At 35.2% G+C, this 17,090-nt stretch carries 22 protein-coding genes; 3 read left to right on the top strand and 19 right to left on the bottom strand.

Features of this window, described 5'->3' with window-relative positions:
- Positions 1-8 precede the first annotated feature (8 nt).
- The 4 genes from PK943_03525 to PK943_03510 are packed head-to-tail and all read right to left on the bottom strand — an operon-like array spanning position 9 to position 2,661.
- Positions 9-722, bottom strand: a complete 714-nt coding sequence (locus PK943_03525; protein ID HRN78285.1) for an ATP-binding cassette domain-containing protein — start codon at positions 720-722, stop codon at positions 9-11.
- Positions 709-1,365 (bottom strand): amino acid ABC transporter permease, encoded by a 657-nt coding sequence (locus tag PK943_03520; GenBank protein ID HRN78284.1) that lies wholly within the window; start codon positions 1,363-1,365, stop codon positions 709-711. The genes PK943_03525 and PK943_03520 overlap by 14 nt, the downstream gene beginning before the upstream one ends.
- Positions 1,365-2,201, bottom strand: a complete 837-nt coding sequence (locus PK943_03515; protein HRN78283.1) for a transporter substrate-binding domain-containing protein — start codon at positions 2,199-2,201, stop codon at positions 1,365-1,367. The genes PK943_03520 and PK943_03515 overlap by 1 nt, the downstream gene beginning before the upstream one ends.
- A 1-nt stretch (position 2,202) precedes the next feature.
- On the bottom strand, positions 2,203-2,661 hold the full coding sequence (locus tag PK943_03510) for a hypothetical protein (protein ID HRN78282.1): 459 nt from the start codon (positions 2,659-2,661) through the stop codon (positions 2,203-2,205).
- Positions 2,662-3,328: 667 nt separating this feature from the next.
- Between PK943_03510 and PK943_03505 the strand changes: the two genes are divergently transcribed.
- The gene (locus tag PK943_03505) at positions 3,329-3,859 is read left to right on the top strand and encodes a phosphoribosyltransferase family protein (GenBank protein ID HRN78281.1); all 531 of its coding nucleotides are present in this window, start codon (positions 3,329-3,331) and stop codon (positions 3,857-3,859) included.
- Between the two features lie 44 nt (positions 3,860-3,903).
- Entirely contained in the window at positions 3,904-4,425 is a 522-nt protein-coding gene (locus PK943_03500; protein HRN78280.1) for a methylated-DNA--[protein]-cysteine S-methyltransferase, read from the top strand.
- On the opposite strand, the gene PK943_03495 is transcribed toward PK943_03500, so the two are convergent.
- From PK943_03495 to PK943_03425, 15 genes are all read right to left on the bottom strand, one after another.
- On the bottom strand, positions 4,422-4,592 hold the full coding sequence (locus PK943_03495) for a DUF1328 domain-containing protein (GenBank protein ID HRN78279.1): 171 nt from the start codon (positions 4,590-4,592) through the stop codon (positions 4,422-4,424). The two genes, PK943_03500 and PK943_03495, sit on opposite strands and share 4 nt — an antisense overlap.
- Before the next feature lie 85 nt (positions 4,593-4,677).
- Positions 4,678-5,121 carry a DUF305 domain-containing protein gene (locus PK943_03490; protein ID HRN78278.1) on the bottom strand — a complete coding sequence of 148 codons (444 nt, stop codon included), beginning with the start codon at positions 5,119-5,121 and terminating at the stop codon, positions 4,678-4,680.
- 38 nt (positions 5,122-5,159) lie between these two features.
- Positions 5,160-6,455: a hypothetical protein gene (locus PK943_03485; GenBank protein ID HRN78277.1), complete on the bottom strand. Its 1,296-nt coding sequence runs from the start codon at positions 6,453-6,455 to the stop codon at positions 5,160-5,162.
- Positions 6,452-7,144, bottom strand: a complete 693-nt coding sequence (locus tag PK943_03480; protein HRN78276.1) for an MBL fold metallo-hydrolase — start codon at positions 7,142-7,144, stop codon at positions 6,452-6,454. The genes PK943_03485 and PK943_03480 overlap by 4 nt, the downstream gene beginning before the upstream one ends.
- Entirely contained in the window at positions 7,141-8,166 is a 1,026-nt protein-coding gene (ligD, locus tag PK943_03475; GenBank protein ID HRN78275.1) for a non-homologous end-joining DNA ligase, read from the bottom strand. Before ligD ends, PK943_03480 begins: the two co-directional genes overlap by 4 nt.
- The gene (locus tag PK943_03470; protein ID HRN78274.1) at positions 8,163-8,996 is read right to left on the bottom strand and encodes a DNA-formamidopyrimidine glycosylase family protein; all 834 of its coding nucleotides are present in this window, start codon (positions 8,994-8,996) and stop codon (positions 8,163-8,165) included. Before PK943_03470 ends, ligD begins: the two co-directional genes overlap by 4 nt.
- Before the next feature lie 23 nt (positions 8,997-9,019).
- Positions 9,020-9,229: a hypothetical protein gene (locus PK943_03465; protein ID HRN78273.1), complete on the bottom strand. Its 210-nt coding sequence runs from the start codon at positions 9,227-9,229 to the stop codon at positions 9,020-9,022.
- A gap of 133 nt (positions 9,230-9,362) precedes the next feature.
- The gene (locus PK943_03460) at positions 9,363-9,560 is read right to left on the bottom strand and encodes a ChaB family protein (protein ID HRN78272.1); all 198 of its coding nucleotides are present in this window, start codon (positions 9,558-9,560) and stop codon (positions 9,363-9,365) included.
- A gap of 206 nt (positions 9,561-9,766) precedes the next feature.
- A complete protein-coding gene (locus PK943_03455; protein HRN78271.1) occupies positions 9,767-10,015 on the bottom strand; it encodes a glutaredoxin family protein in 249 nt (82 codons plus the stop codon).
- 12 nt (positions 10,016-10,027) lie between these two features.
- A complete protein-coding gene (locus PK943_03450) occupies positions 10,028-10,576 on the bottom strand; it encodes a superoxide dismutase family protein (protein HRN78270.1) in 549 nt (182 codons plus the stop codon).
- The gene (pip, locus tag PK943_03445) at positions 10,573-11,589 is read right to left on the bottom strand and encodes a prolyl aminopeptidase (protein ID HRN78269.1); all 1,017 of its coding nucleotides are present in this window, start codon (positions 11,587-11,589) and stop codon (positions 10,573-10,575) included. The genes PK943_03450 and pip overlap by 4 nt, the downstream gene beginning before the upstream one ends.
- Before the next feature lie 17 nt (positions 11,590-11,606).
- The gene (arfB, locus tag PK943_03440; protein ID HRN78268.1) at positions 11,607-12,032 is read right to left on the bottom strand and encodes an alternative ribosome rescue aminoacyl-tRNA hydrolase ArfB; all 426 of its coding nucleotides are present in this window, start codon (positions 12,030-12,032) and stop codon (positions 11,607-11,609) included.
- A 3-nt stretch (positions 12,033-12,035) separates the two neighbouring features.
- Positions 12,036-13,319, bottom strand: a complete 1,284-nt coding sequence (locus PK943_03435) for an FAD-binding oxidoreductase (protein ID HRN78267.1) — start codon at positions 13,317-13,319, stop codon at positions 12,036-12,038.
- 37 nt (positions 13,320-13,356) lie between these two features.
- The gene (locus tag PK943_03430) at positions 13,357-13,878 is read right to left on the bottom strand and encodes a cytidine deaminase (protein HRN78266.1); all 522 of its coding nucleotides are present in this window, start codon (positions 13,876-13,878) and stop codon (positions 13,357-13,359) included.
- Between the two features lie 8 nt (positions 13,879-13,886).
- Positions 13,887-14,519 carry a hypothetical protein gene (locus tag PK943_03425; protein ID HRN78265.1) on the bottom strand — a complete coding sequence of 211 codons (633 nt, stop codon included), beginning with the start codon at positions 14,517-14,519 and terminating at the stop codon, positions 13,887-13,889.
- A gap of 231 nt (positions 14,520-14,750) precedes the next feature.
- Between PK943_03425 and recJ the strand changes: the two genes are divergently transcribed.
- Entirely contained in the window at positions 14,751-17,027 is a 2,277-nt protein-coding gene (gene recJ, locus PK943_03420) for a single-stranded-DNA-specific exonuclease RecJ (protein ID HRN78264.1), read from the top strand.
- Positions 17,028-17,090: the final 63 nt, after the last annotated feature.

Raw genomic sequence — 17,090 nt, 5'->3', positions numbered from 1 at the left:
TCCTATCATTATGCGCCGGTAACAAATGCTGCAATATGTGGATATTTATTTTTTTCTGCAAAAAACTCCTGAGAATTTGCAGATTCAATAATACTACCATTATGCATGAGATGAATGGTGCAGGAAAGCTTCTCTAATAAATGTATATCGTGAGTTGCAACAAGCACCAAATACCCTTGTTGTGCTAATTCTTGAATAGTTGTAGCAACATTAGTTGTCAATAAAGGATCTAAAGCAGAAGTTGGTTCATCCAAGCATATGATTCGTGGCTTGAGAGCAAGTGTACGAGCAAGAGCAAGCCTTTGTTTCTGACCTCCAGATAGCTGTGATACCATATGCTGTGCTTTATCTGCTAAGTTGTATGTATGTAGTAGCTCTAGCGCTATAGTATGTGCTTCCTGTTTATTCTTATGTGCTACGTGTTCAAGGGCAAGTGCTATGTTTTGTTCCACCGTCAGATGTTCAAATAAATTAAAATGTTGAAATACCATGCCAATAGTATGATTTTGATTTACCGTATTCAAATCAAGTACTTTACCATCTAACTCTATAGTACCTGTATCAATAGTTTCTAAATTGTTTAATATGCGTAATAATGTAGACTTGCCGACACCTGATGATCCTAAAAGGACAGCAATTTCTCCAGAATTGATAGAGAGTGATAAATGGTTAAGTATATTTTTGTCATGAATTTTTTTAGTGAGATCTTTAATATTTAGCATAGTGTAGTCGTTGCTCCATAATATGTAAGAATAATGAAATAATAGATGTTATACATAAATAAATAAGCCCAACACCGGCATAGGTAGTTAATGCATCATAGGTCTTGCTCATAATGATAGAACCTTGGTGAGTAAGTTCAGCTACGCCAATTACAGAGGCAAGGCTTGAATCTTTAATCAGTGTTATACATTCATTGCCAAGTGCAGGGAAAATGGTACGAAATGCCTGTGGTAAAACAATATACCTAATTATTTGATAAGTAGAAAATCCTAATGTTTGTGCAGCTTCGAGTTGTCCATGTCCTACTGCTTGTATGCCGGTACGCATAATCTGACTTACATAAGCAATACTATTGCATCCAATAGTAATAGTTGCAGACCAAAATGCTGATAGCATAATGCCCATGGACGGTAATACATAAAATAATGCGATAATTTGTACGAGCATAGGCGTACCTCTGACAATAGTTATATATATATGACCAAGAGTTCGTATGAAGGTATTGCCATAGGAAAGGAGTAATGCAAGGAGTGTTCCTCCCATGATGCCAATAATCAGAGCAAAAAGAGTTATCTGTATTGAAATAGTGGCGCCATACAATAAATTAAACAAAGTATGTTTGAGTACTATGATATTAATCATTATAATCCCCATTTAGTTTTGAGCATTTCTATAAACCCATCTTTTTTCATTTCATTCAAAGCATGTTGTATTTGTGTGAGTAACTCAGGATATTGAGGGGCTATTGCAAGAGAAGTGTTTTCCTGCGTGTGAGTAATAGGAGTAACATAAAAATCATGTGATCCATGTTGATCAAAGAAAGGCTTTACTGTATTCTCAGCTGTCACATATGCAAAAGCTCGACCACTTTTTAATGCAAGGAACGCCTCTGCAGGAGTTTTCAATCGTATTATTATTGGGCCAGTAGTTTGTGATAGATATATATCTGCCGTATAACCTTCATTAACAATGACCAGATTGTTATGAAGATCCTCTACAGTTTTTGCAGAATTTTCTTTTAAACTAATAATAACTAAATGATTGTCTTCAAGGTAGGGCTCAGTAAAAAGCACCTGATGAGCACGTTCTGGTGTTGCAGTTAATCCAGCTGCAACAACCTGTAGTGTTCCTAGTTGTAAATTGGGCAATAGAGTGATGAATGGCATATTTTTTATTTCAATTTTTTTGTCTAATCGTTTCCCTATTTCTTCTATTAGATCAATGTCAAATCCAACTATTGTATTATCTTCAATATAAGTGAAAGGAGGAAAGTCAGCACTTGTACCAACTGATAAAACATTCTCATGCTGCAGATTGGTATGATGCATAGTAAAAAATAATATAGTACTTGTTGTTAATCCTGTGGCTATTGCAATAATCAGATATGAAAAAGGTAATTTTACATTTATATACTGGCACAATACGTAGCTTATACACGCTGCGATTAAGCTATATATCAAGAGAAACAAATATGACATATCATTCCTTTAATTTTATAAATTGAGTAAGTTGTTGTTCCAAAGATTCTATGTGCTTAGTGCTTTGTGGGATAACAAGTACGACATTTTCCCCTGCTAATGTTCCTAAAATGGGAAGATTATGCTGTGCATCTAGAAAATCTCCCACAAATGCAGCTGTACCAGGTACTGTATTTATTACGATCAGGGTCTCATTGTGGCGTATTGATTTGACTGCATAATAAAGAATTTCATTGACTACATTGATAGTTGGTAATTCATAGACCATTCGATCTCCGCGTAGCCTCTTGGCAATACCGAGTTTGCGTAAATCGCGTGAAATAGCAGCTTGATTTGTCTCAATATTGTATTTTGTTTTTAAAAACTCTAGCAATTCGGTTTGGTCTTCGATGGCATACGTTTTTATCAACTCTTGGATGGCATTTTTTCTTGTATTAAATTTTGGTTTTTTATTTTTCATAATAACTTCTTTTTTTATAGGCTTTAATTTTTGAATAAATATTCAATATAATATTAATAATTATACATCGAAAGCTGTTTGTCAAGGGTTGATTTTGTAGCAGTTCATCCTGAATATAGTTTGATTATCATAAAAAATGAGTACTTATTCACTTTTTATTCTAAAAACAGAATAAATATACAAAAATAGTTGCAAAGTTATCATGATTACAAAAATTACACATAATGTTATTTGTTCATAATCAAGATGATGCATTACATTTTTACCCAAAATTAGGTGTTACGGTACATGCCAATACCTTATTTGGGACTATGCGTTGATTGACGTTACGGCTTCCGGAGCAAAAGGACATGGAGCATGTATTGATGTTGGCTGAAATATCGGCAAAAAAAATATTGATTGGCAAGCAAGATGAAGATAAACTATTGATTTCTTTTTGAAACGGCTATAAAGACTGTGAAACGTTGCAAGCAGCAGGCATACAATTTGATGAAGCTGCTGCTCAAAAAACCATGGAACATAGCAGTAGGTTTTAAATATTTATATGGCAATGCATGATACATGGCATAGGTTACCGAATAATAAACGTAATTTTAGGTTGCTAAGTTTATAAATAAGATTTATCATGCAACTTCAATATAATAATCAACACAACAAAGGGATGCCCATGTATAAAGCAGTATTAGCAGGAACATTGTTAACAATTTTTCCTATGATGAGTATGGAACATACATCTAATATTACAAAAACATATGTCGATTTAGCACAAATAAAATCTATGTGCAGTCAGTTGCATACACAGGTATTACAAGGCAACTTTAATCCCGATGTATTGGTAGGCATAACACGTGGTGGTATAGTCCCACTAGGCTTGCTTGCGGGGGAGCACATGTTTAATAATCGTAATATAAGAATGATATCTATTGCATCGTATGAAGGTATGGATAAACAAAAAGAACTCAAATTACTTACGTCGATACATATAGACGATTATAAAGGTTTCAAAAAAATATTAGTCATAGATGATATTGTAGATACGGGTGATACTATTAAGCATGTTTTGGGATTACTTAATGAGTATTTGCCACAGGCTATTATTAAGAGTGCAGCATTATTCTATAAAAAGAAATCATGTATGGAGCCAAATTATTATGTCCAAGAGACGAGTGATTGGATAGTGTTTCCATGGGAAGAATAGAATTAAACAAAGCTAACAGTATCTGATTATCGCAGAAATTATGTATGAATATACTCAAATTATCGTATTTAGAAACACCTATAGGCAATATGGTTGCTATTGCAAATGATGATGTTTTATACATGTTGGAATTTGCAGACAGTAAAAGGCTTGAGCAAAAAGTTAATTTAGTACGATCTAGAATATCATCTGAGATTATTGTAGGGCGTACAAATCCCATTGCTTCTATTGAGCATGAATTGCAAGGGTATTTCGCCGGAAATGTGCAGCAGTTTACTACACCATTATTTGTATGGGGATCGCATTTCCAACAGATGGTTTGGCAAGAACTACAAAAGATACCTTATGGGCAAACAAAATCATATGCGCATGTAGCATCTAGTATAGGTAGACCAACGGCCTATCGTGCTGTTGCACAAGCAAATGGTGCTAATATGTTTTGTATTGCTATTGCATGCCATCGTGTAATCAATGCAGATGGTGGTTTGGGAGGTTATGCGGGTGGGGTCAAGCAGAAAAAATGGCTTTTAGCGCACGAAAAAAATATTAATACATACATATCTTAGGGTCTATTGCCCGGGACGCCAAAGAATAAAAATGCAAGATAAATTATTATAAAAACAAAGAATAAAATTTTTGCAATTTGTGCGCTTTCTCGTGCAATACCAGTGAATCCTAATGCGCCAGCTATGATTGCTAGTATCAAAAATATAAGTGTCCAATTTAATAACATAGTTTCTCCTTATTAGTTTTGCATGTATGGTACAAAAGATTGTTGTGTAAAGTCAATAAAACTATTCATAACTTGGGGCAAAATATTAATTTTTTAGACTTATCAATTTTGATTTCATAAAATCAATTTCAGCTTGTTGAGTAATCATAATATTTTTGCATAGATCTTTAATTTCAGGATCCTGTATGTGGGATTGCTCACACATCAATATTGCTGCAGCATGGTGTGGAATCATCGATTTGAGAAATTCTTTATCATCGATAGCTGTTTGTTTTCTAATAAAAAATATTAATGTGATAAGTATTGCTATACTGCCAATGCTAATTACAGTGTTAAATTTTTTATTGGTATACATTGATTTCATCATAAATAACTCTATTAGTATCATTGGCATAGTCATAATGCCGGCCATGTAAAATTGATTCAAATTTGGATATACATGAGTAAATCGATCAACCATGATGTACATGAGTATATACATCGAAATAAATGATAATACTGCCATTATGAATAAATTTATATATCTCATGGTTTATTCCTACTAATATTAAAACTTGTATCTCTTATTTATATTAATCTCATCTGGAAACATGCCATACCTGATATAGTATTACCATAGAACCTTTTTATTCTATGTGGAACTATGGGAAAATCAATAAGTCCACCGATGCCCCACTTTAGGTGTGGGATCGGTATGAATTCATATATGTATCCTAATGTTAATTTTTCTATCGTGAATATTTCTCCTGCTAATGGGCTTGGTTCATCAAATAAATCATCATTTCTGAGTATTTCAAATCTTGAGAATATAATATGCTTGGTGCGTAGCTCTGTGGTAGCTTCAATAAGAAATGCAGGAAGTGTATTACCTGGTATATTTTTATTAATTCCCAAAACAGCAGTAGCCTGTACATTGCTGTTCTTATCAAAATGTTTGTTATATATCGCGCTTAAAGTAACACGTTTTGTATTTGTATCAGGATGGAGTTGTTCAGGGCTTTTTAAAAATCCATAACTGAGTTGGAGTGCAATATTATCAGTTGGATTAAATGATATTCGAAAAGAATAGGAATCAAGTTTTGGTTTTTCAATATCATAGCGATGCTCATCGGGTTCTCGGCCCTTGAATGATGATGCTTCTAGTTTGAAATTTTTATATACAAAACCTGCCGTTAACACGCCAAAAGTAATGTGCGTAGAATCCATCCAATGGTGGCCAAGTGGTGTTTCTGGTATATATTCACTGGAAAATCGCATAAAGTACGTAGGTGGCCCTAACGCTGGTTCACCTGGAAGTGCAGTATATAAAAAGCATGACATGTTGTCTGAAGGTGCATAGGTAAAAACTAGAGCAAGCTCATCAATCAGATCATGTGGGTGTTGTCTATCGACCAAAGGGGTTTTACCATCGCATGTTTCACCTGTTTGTAGGAGCAAGGGATAGCCACATTTTCCAACAGTAAATGGTTCAGCAGAAAACATAGTGCGAAAACCTATGATTCCTGAATCAAAATTTTTCTGGGCCATGATCATGAGCATATTTTCATCAAATAATTTTTTGCCACCACGCTTGCCTCCTTGTGCATCAGCAACAAGATATGAGAATCCACTTATCATAAGATTCCAATGATGGCTACGCATGAGATGGATCCCTTCTGGTGGGCTTGAATCGGGCACCCAACTGGTGCCTGAAGCTTCACGTGTCATTGGATATCTGCCATACATACCATGCATCATATTTTTTTCTGATATATTAGTTGTTACATGTGGAGCCATTAGGGAACGGTTATTTTCTGGATGCAGTGCCATGAAGCTGCTCATAATCAATATGCTATATATGTATAATTTTTTGTTTGTATTCATACTTTGACTTCTAATCCATCATAACCAACTATAATGTGTATATTGTTTTCTTGCGCGAGTTTATGGAATTCTTGTCTAGCTTTTTTGATATCTTTGTAGAACCAGGTACCAAAATGCATAAACAATATAGTATCAGTATGTTTTTTAAAAAGATTGATTAAATTAGGTACGCCGGTATGGCCATAAATTTTACCTGTATCTTTTTGTCGCCTGACCATACCACCCTTGCGCATAAAACTTGCTTCTGTAATAACTAAATCAAGCTTGCCTATTTTTTTTTGGTATTTTTTTTCTATCCAAATCATATCACCGGTGTAAAGTATACGCTTGCCATTATGCTCAATAATATATGCATTAGATTTTACATATATACTGTGAATAGTGGGAATAGGTGTAATGGTATAGGTACCAATTTTGAATTTTTTATTGGTAACTTGTATATCAGCTTGATCATACTTTTCTGGAGCATATATAGATGCATGAGTGTCCGGCACCTCATGTTTTCTGACAAAGTATGCATGATCCGGATGCAAATGAGTAATCAAGATATATGTGGGGTTATACTGCAAAAAGCGTTTGTCTCCACAGTCAATTAAAATCTTATTGTCAATAAGCACACCAGATCTTTTTGAGTGATATGGTGCGGATGCTTTTATTTCACCACGGGTACCTAATATTATTATTTTCATGATTTGGGAATAATATTTTTTGGTGTTTCTTTTACTACTTTTTTTGGATTCTTATCATAGCGCATACCTAAAAAACGTGGGTGCCTGAGTTTATTATCTTTGGTCCATTCTTCAAAACCAAATTCACCCACAAACTTAGGAGACACAAAGTGGGCTTTTTTATCCTTAATTGCATGTTTATTGGCAAAAGGATTTGTTTTTATTTCAGCACGTTGTAATTTTTTTATAAACGTTGTTAAAAAATCGTCATTGTATCCGGTTCCTACTTTCCCTGCATACATCAACTTATTGCCTTTATAGTAGCCCACTAATAATGCTCCAAAGCCAATACGGGATCTTTCAGGTTCCGTATATCCGGCAATCACGAGTTCTTGCTCTTGTACACACTTAAATTTGAGCCAATTTTGTGAGCGTTTGTGTATGTATGCACTCTCTTTGTGTTTGGCAATAACACCTTCCCATCCTTTTTTACATGCGTGTTTAAAGAGTGAGATGCCGTGTGTACTTTTATGCACCGTATAACGCAAAGGAGGTTTGAATGTGATCGCACGTTTTAATATACGTTTTCTTTCAAGTAGAGGTAGTTTTGTCAGATCATATCCGTCAAGATAGAGAATATCAAAAATATAGATATAAATTTTTATTTTTTTCATTAATGCTGCAGAAGGATTCTTAACACCAATACGTTGTTGTAATTTCTCAAAACTACTGGCCTTGCGACCAAATGTTACAATTTCACCGTCTAGTATAATTTGATCAACCTTTAATTGTTTTAATGCATCAATGAGCTCTGGATACGTGTTGTTTAATATATTGTTATTACGTGATTTTGCGGTATAGCTGTTTTTATTTTTAAATAATAGACATCGTACACCATCAAATTTATGTTCATAAATCCAATTTTTATCTGAAAAATAGTTTTTTGTGAGTGTAGCAAGCATGGGTTGTTCAAACGATGGCATACGTTTTTTTCTAATATTCTTTTTTAATGCGGGCGGTAATGTTGCAAGTAACTTATTCATGTTTGGTCCTTAGGACAATAATAAGCAGATCTGCCGCCAATGGTTACTTTTTTGAGTTTATGATTTTTATTTTTAGGGCACAGATTATCCATATGACGATGTGCAATTAGATACGAATTTTTAAATTCTTTGCGATATTCTGGTGCAAAGAAGTCATTACCATCAAGTTTATTAACCTGCTTTTTGCGGAGTTTGATTGCATAGCGTAGTACCGTTTCCATTTTGGTATATATTTTTTTAATCGTGCTTACCGTAAGGTCTCTCGCTTTGTGATGTGGATCTACACCAGCTTGAAACAATATTTCATCAGAATATTCATTACCTATGCCGGCTATTATTTTTTGATCCATTAATAATATTTTGATGTTTTTAGTTGCATGATTTTCGATTATATCGAGAAATTGTTTTTGAGAAATTTTTAATGGATTTGGGCCAAGCGTTCTTAACGCAGGGATGCTTTGAACATCTTCAACAAACCAAATTTTGCCAAACTTCCTACGGTCGATCCAATGCAGCACTTGTTTGCCAAATATAAAGCTCACTTGGGAGTATTTTACTTTTTGTGCAATGTTTTTTATATAGAATAGCGTACCCGTCAGACCAAAATGCATAACTACTTTTTTGATTGTGCCACTAGCGTGGATGATGAGATATTTGCCGTCACTTTCAACTGAGGTGAATGCTTTGCCTACAAGTGTTTTTTTGAAAGTAGAAAAACTGGTTTTTTTAACCAGTGTTTTTGTATGAGCGGTAACATCGGTTATTTTTTTGTGCAAGCAAGTATGTTCTAGATAACTTTTAAAGGCCGCGAGCTCTGGCAACTCTGGCATAATAGTGCTCCCTGGGTATCAGGTTACTTTTTCATAGTTTGTGCCCACCAGAGTAAGCCTACGGTGATTATTGCATTTATGATCAAGGCAAACATATTCAATTGTGGTGTGATTGTTATACCGCCAAACTGTATTGGTAAAGTACCTACTAATGCTATATATAAGTGAGCTAAGGTATGAAAAGCTTCAGCACCGGCAAGAAAAATAATAAATTCTTTTTGTGTCCATTTCATGATATTTCTCCTTATTATATTAATGTAATTATATTGATGTCTAACATATTGTTAGATCTATAAGCAATGATGCGTATAAGAAGATAGGAATGACGTGTTATGAATGATATAGAAGGTAGGCAGGTGGTTGTATTTATTTTTTTACCCACTCGCCTTTATCATTTTTTTCATATTCTTTTTTGACCGCTGCCCAAGCGACTTTGTATGCTTGATCTTCATTACCATAATGTTTATGAGCATTATTAAATGCTTCACGGTATATAGTTTGTGCATGTTCAGGCAGATTATTTTTTACTGCAGCAGGTAAATCTGCATTGGATTTATAAGGCATCTTTTTACCTCTATTTTATGTTAAAAAAGAGGAGATGAGGATTCACAGGGTTTAACCTATGCCTTTCTTATACACTTACGCCTATAAGAAAGTGAGTTCATCACTACCTCCTCACCTCTTAATGTTACAATAGCAAATAAACCCTTTTAAATTCAATACTTTTTTGCATAAATTTCAAAAAAAGATAAAAAACAGGTTTGGCAGTATTAGAGGGTATCGAGTTCATTTCTCAGTTGTTGTTCAGTGACTGGTCCTGAGGAGAAAAGCTCGCCGTTTATAAGTATACCTGGCGCAGCAGTTATGTAATGAGTCTTGGCAAGTTTTTGACCTTGGTCTGAAGTAATGTCAATTTCTTCTATTTCTAAATTATATTCAGGTTCTAAATCATTAAGAATGTCTTTTGTAGTTTCGCAGGTGTGGCATCCTGGGGATGTCAAAATAGTAATTTTTGTCATTATTTTCCTTTTTTATTGTTTAATACCAATAACCCCGCAACCGAGTCGTGCACCTGCATTACCGGTTGGCTGGGATATATAATCATCTTTTTGTGCATGTACAATAACCGTACGGCCAATAATACTATGTGGACCGTTGAGCGTGATATGTTGATCAGTGTAGCTATAGATAGCATTACCATGTTCATCTGCAGTGATATTGCCTAAATCACCCATGTGTCTTTTTTGGTCAGCCGGGTTGCCATGACGTTGTCCGGTTGGATTAAAGTGATCACCAGCACATACGGCATCATCACATGCGCAATCACCGAACTCATGAATATGGAACCCGTGTTCACCTGGAGTCAGACCACTGATATTGGCAGTAATAAGTACGCCTTGTTTGTTTTGTACAAATGTTACCAATCCTGAAGCAGTGTTACCTTTGGTTGGATGTATTACTGCGGTTGCTATAGTAATTGGTTGGTAGAGTGGTGAATAATAATAGTAAGTGCTGCCATAATATAATGGCACCGCTATAATAATAGTTAGTGCTGCTATTGTTGTTAAGATGTGCTTCATATAAAAATCCCTTTTAATGTATTCATAGCGGTTGTTAGTGCAGATGCAAGAATTTTTTCTTCTGATGAATGACCTGCGTTTTCAATAAACCACAATTCTGTATTTGGCCATACATTATATAAATCATATGCATTTTGCGGTGGACAAATCAAATCATAGCGACCATGTACGATAATTGCAGGGAGATGTTTGATTTTTTCTATGTTATTAAGTAACTGGTTTTCTTCTAAGAAAAAATGATGTGCTGCGTAATGAATAAATGCTCGTGCAACAGAAAGATCTACTATTTGATCTCCTTTGTCATCAAAGTCAGGGTTTAATACAGAACATAAGCCATCATAATACATAAAAGCATCTGCAATCGGTTGACTAATACTGCTATCAGAATTCATAATTCGTTTATGAAGTGATGTTATTAAATCTGATTGTTCTTCAGCAGATAGCAGGTTAAGCATTGATTGGTATGATTCAGGAAAAAATTTATTCATTCCATAAAATAAATGTTCATAGTCTTGTTTCCTACCTAAAAAGATACCTCGTAAAACAAAATACAAGACACGATCTGGATGAGTCTCACCATATAAAATTGACAATAAACTGCCATATGAGCCTCCAAAAAGAATCCATTTATCAATGTTCAGATGTTCTCGTAATAATTCCATATCATGTACAGATGCTTGTGGCGTATTATCATACATATCTGCGCATGGTATTGATTTAAGGGCTCCTCGTTGGTCAAACATTATTATATGAAAATAGCTTGGATCAAAAAATTTACTACAAGAATCAATACATCCATAACCAGGGCCCCCATGTACTACTACGACTGGTATTCCATTTGGATTACCATATTCTGCATAAAAAATGCGATGATAAGGACTTACTTGTAGATAGTCTTCATAGTAGGGCTTGATAGTTGTATAGCATGTATCTGTTTCGAATGAAAAATTTTGAATATCACAGATACTTGAAAATACTGGACTAAATAAAAGTAGAAAAATAAACATACTCATTTATATTCCTTTTTATATTAATACTCAACTTTACGACGCATTTTTTTAACTTCACTATGTTTCTTTTTTTTCTCTAGGCGTGCTTCTTTTGCTTGTTGTGGCAGCTTGGATTTCATACGTTTTTTGGGCACATGCAAAGCGTTGCGTATTTTTTGTGCAAGTATATCAAATGCGCTTTTTTTGTTTTGTTGCTGGCTGCGATATGTACTGCTGTGAATAATCAGATCACCTTCGGTAGTCAGCTCTGATTGTAGTTTTATGAGTACTCGTTGTTTTTGTTGTTCATCAAGCGCTTGTGTGCGTGGGATGTTCCAACGGAGCGTAATGCGCGTGCTTGTCTTATTAACATGTTGACCACCAGCACCGCCGGACCTACTTGCGGTAATTTCTAGTTCATGCGCAGGAATTATTATGCCATTTTTTACTACTATATCTTCTTTCATATGTTATAACCTTGAAGAAATAAAGGTTGATAGAGCAAAAGAGAGTCGAGTACCAAGTAGTGATTGCACTGGGCCGTGTATAAGGAATTTTCTATACGGAGAGAAGAATTGGTCTAAGTCTGTTCTGCCATCAATAATATGTTCTGCGCTATAACGACCTAAGGCAGCAGCTATAGGCAATCCGGCTGAAGCAGTAATGTAATATATGTGCGGATTTTTTTGATCTGGACCTGCGATAGGTACAATATCTTTTGAAATACCGATCAATCCTGGCCATATGTGCTCAAATTGTATATGTACGTCTGGAAATTTTTTATTAAAATATCGTGTTAGTTGCTGAATGATCGGGTGATAATTATGTTTTTCTTGAGTTGCAAATGTAGTCCATAGATTGCCGCCACCCAACAGAAGTCGTTTGTCGGCAGTTATTCTAAAGTAGGTGTAAATGAGATCAGTGTCCCACACTAAATAGTTGTTTTCGGGAAATAACTGAGCTATTTCTGTATTGGTCAGAACTTGTGATACCATCAAGAATGTTTGAACATGGTACACCTTGTTCTCAAGTAGCCCAAGTTGAGGCGTGAAGCGATCGGTGCATACAATAATGTGTTTGGCTTGTATGCGAGCGTGCATGGTATGTATAGTATGGTTGTCTATGCGGGTAACTGGTGTTTGTTCGTAGATATCTACCCCTAGTTGTTGTAATAATTGTTTCATTGCTTGGCAGTACAAGTATGAGTTAATGCCAAAAGAACCTGCATATTCCATACCGCCAACGTAATTAGCAGAATTAATGTATTTTTGTAATGCATCTTTTGAATACATTGCTGTTTTATATCCATAAGCCGCTAAATTATCACATTCTATTTGGAGTGTTTTTAAATTATGGTGATGATTAGCTGCTATAAGTGTATTTTGTTCTACATAATCGCAGGCGAATTTATGCTGTAAGATATTGGTACGAATATCTTCCGAACCAGAAGTAATAAAATCCCAAATATGATGGGCACTATCTTTGGAATATTTTTTTGCAAAATCAGTGAATGAAAGTTCTGCATTGGGTGTAATAAATCCAGAGCTTTTGCCCGAAGCTCCTGCGCCACAGTAGTATTGTTCGAGTAAAATAACTTTTTTTCCACGTTTTTGAAACGCGTGAGCTGCAGAAAGGCCTGCCATGCCACCGCCTATAATAGCGACATCAGTAGTAATATTTTCTCTGCATGTTGAAGTGGGTTTATCATACAGATACCAAAATACTTGATCTTGGGGTGGCCATTGTTTTTTCACGACTACTCTCTAAGTGAATTACCAAGCTTATAAAAAATTACGTTCTTTCATTATGTTCAAAAACAGTTGAAGATGTAAATGAATTTTGATGCGTATACGTAATACCTAAGTTACTTGGGCCAAATGGAAATGGTAACAATGTGCCAATGGTAGTTGTATATAATTTGTTGTCTCCAAAGAAAAAGTACATAGGTATATCAGGGTTGTCTCCTGCATTTTCCCAAATAATTTGTAAACAATGACCACAACAAGCACTTTGCGGTGGTGTGTTAATGACAGATGCATCTTGTATGTTTTGTAAAGTAATAATTTTGCGTTGTGGTGCAGCAATAATGGCAATGTGTGTTATGCATGCAGGTCCTTCTGCAGCAATCATACTGTCAATAGCATTTTGTTCAGCATGGGTAGTTTGGGTATAGCTACAACGCTCTACGTTGCATCCGGCATATATGTTGCCTTGTGCACTGCGAATAGCAGAACCGACATGATAGGTAGAGTATGGAGCTTGTGCATTGTTGCGTGCTTTAATAGCTGCATGCATGAGTTGAGATATAATCATAATAATACTTATTGGTTAATTTGATTTGGTTTTTTACAAAGTAATGCAAGTATATAATGCATAGGTAAAATCACAAGTGCTAAAGATGCAACCATCATAAATAGTAACCATGCAACAGGATGTATAGTTAAGTTATGCTGCTGAGGGACAAATACCCAATTAATATTGTATGCAGGATTTGTACACATAAATGTTGCAACCAATACGCTCCAAATAAGTACAATAGCCCATATTAATGCACGCTTGTCATACCCCCATTTCAATAGGTACCAAATCCACATCATGGGAACCACTATATGGAATAATGATAAGCTTCTGAGGAACAAACCATATTGTGGGTCAAACATGTAATCAGTACTGCCAAAGATATTAAATCCAGTTATAGTCTGTACAAAAAAATCTATGTACCACATAAGCTCAATAGGAAATATGCTAATCATGCAGATGCTATTAAGCAGTGGTGACCCAAGCCATACAATAAAAAAAGTGGTGAATAACCCAACATCAGAAAGCCATAAAAAATTTTGTGGTCCATAGTGTTTTAAATATGTTGGGATCAAAATGATGAGAAACATAGTGAATAATAATCGTGTTGCACGAGATACTGAATGAGTTTGCAGTGTTTTGATTATTATGCGCAAGTTTGATTCCTTTTTTTATGCACCATACCATGCAACACGTATTAAAAATCAAGAAAATTTTTGATAGCCATATCTCCTCTCTCTTTGTGCGAACATTTTTATATTTTGTTGACAATCACTAATGAAGTTTTTCTATTTTCATTCCAGAATAAATTAATTTTCTGATCTAGTTATATTTGTAATTTTTGCGAAGTGTATTTGACGCATATTATTTAAAAAAAAGGAGTAACGATGAAGCATTGTATGAGAGTGCTTACCCTCTGTTTATGTACGGTATATGCATGGGGTATGGAGATTAATCTGCAAGACTTTCCTTCTGATAATTCTGCTGTAAGTAGTGCATCTTCGAATGAATCATCTTTTGATGCATCTTCTGTATCAAGTGTAGATTTAGAGTCAGAAAATATAGAGTATGAATCAGATATAGATATAGAAAGTGAAGAAGTATATTCTGATTCTGAGTATTCTGATGAAGAACCACCTGCAACATCCAGACAAACAACACATAGTGCAGGCATGACAACTCGTATTCCGGTATTAAAACGTACACATGATGAGATAGAAGGTGATTGCCAACAAAAGCGTATTACTGATTTTTTCAGTCCAGGAAATACAGATTTATTTGCGGCACATGATGCTGCATTAGCACAGCAAGCAGCTAGGCCGTCAATAAAGCGTCGTAAAACTAGTCAAGGGGCTGTTGTAACGCAACTGGCCACCCAGACGGTAGCTAGATCCATTGTTGGCTATACAAAAGGTAAATGGAAGTTGCCACAACAGGATGATGTGCAGATACATCATGTTATGCAAAAATATAAGGTTAGCCGCCCAGTAGCGCAAACACTCATTAATCGTGGTCATATTACTGATGATCAGATAGAAGATTTTATACACACCTCATATGAAAAAAATGTACTGTGCCCTTCTTTGCTTAAAAATGCAAATAAAGTAGTGGCACGGCTCAAGCTTGCTATTACCCGTAAAGAAAAAATATTAATTTGTGGTGATTATGATGTTGATGGTATGACTTCATCTGCATTATTAATAACATGCCTACGGCCACTTGGAGCACTTATAGATTATCATATTCCTCATCGTATTCGTGATGGTTATGGACTCAAGACAGAAACAATTGAACGTGCTGCGCGAGAAGGATACAAGGTTGTCATTACCGTAGATAATGGTATTACATCATTTGGTCCAGCCACAAAAGCAAAAGAACTAGGTATTGATCTTATTATTACTGATCATCACTTGGCGCATGATGGTATACCAGATGCATATGCGGTAGTGAACCCTAATCAGCCAGAATGTACATATCCGTATAAATCACTTGCAGGGGTTGGGGTAGCATTTAAGTTAATGTGTTTGCTTTATGAGCAAAAAAAACTTGAATTACCTAATAAAGCATATGAGCTTATGATGTTGGGGACTATCGCAGATGTAGTACCGCTTGAGGATGAAAATCGTTATTGGGTACGCCGTGGGCTTACGTTGGTTAATCACGGACTTGGTAGTGATTCCTATAAAAAATTATTACAAAATTCTAAGAAACAAGGCCGTATAAATTCTATTGATATAGCATTTAGCTTGACGCCACAATTGAATGCACTTGGTCGCCTTGATGATGCAAATAAGGGGGTCAAGTTCTTACTTGGGGACTCAATAAATGATATCGAGCAAATAGGTGTAGAATTATTAACATATAATCTTGCACGCAAAAAACTGCAGCTTGATATGACACGTGCAGCCATTAATCGCATTAAATATAAAAAAGAAATTGATATGCAAAAAGATCAAGTCATTATTCTTGCAGATTCAAATTGGCACCAAGGAGTTAATGGATTAGTTGCGTCAAAAATATCAGAACGATTTTTCAAACCAACGATTATTGCGACTGAAACGCGAGAGAATGATGGTGCCATAGTATTAAAAGGATCTGCACGATCTGGATATAGTGCTGTTAATTTGTTTGAGTGCTTGAAGCATTGTAAAGATTTATTAGTAGGGTTTGGTGGGCATAAAGTTGCTGCTGGGCTTGTATTAAAAAAAGAAAATCTAGAGTTGCTTAAGATGCGGTTGAATGCAGTATGTGTACAAGAAAAAAGAGAATTGCCACCATATGAAGGTTTTCCTATTGATTCACAGGCATCTTTTACTGACATAAAGCCACAATTATTTGAAGATTTGCATATGCTTGAGCCATTTGGTAATCAAAATCCCCAGCCTACTTTTTTATTTAATAATGTACAGGTAGCGCTTATGCCGCAATGGCTTGGTAAAACACAGGAACATGTAAAGTGTACATTAGTTGATGAGAGTGGTGAGCGGTGTGATGTTAAGTTTTTCTTTCATGGTGACATGTATGGTAAGTTAAGAACGTTACGAGAAAAACGTGCTAGATTTGCGCTTATTGGTCATCCAGATGAAAATCACTGGAATGGTACAGTAAAGCTGGAAATCAATGGCATTGATATTGAAAATATAGAAAAAAGTATACTTAAATAGCTAATAATAAGCATAAGAAAAGAGCCCGTTACACACACGGGCTCTTTTTTGTGATTTGATAAT

The organism is Candidatus Dependentiae bacterium, assembly GCA_035445995.1.
Taxonomy (GTDB): Bacteria; Babelota; Babeliae; order Babelales; family Vermiphilaceae; genus DAOMRS01.
Note: the sequence above shows the minus strand (reverse complement) of the source record. Positions and strands in the feature narration are given on the sequence as shown.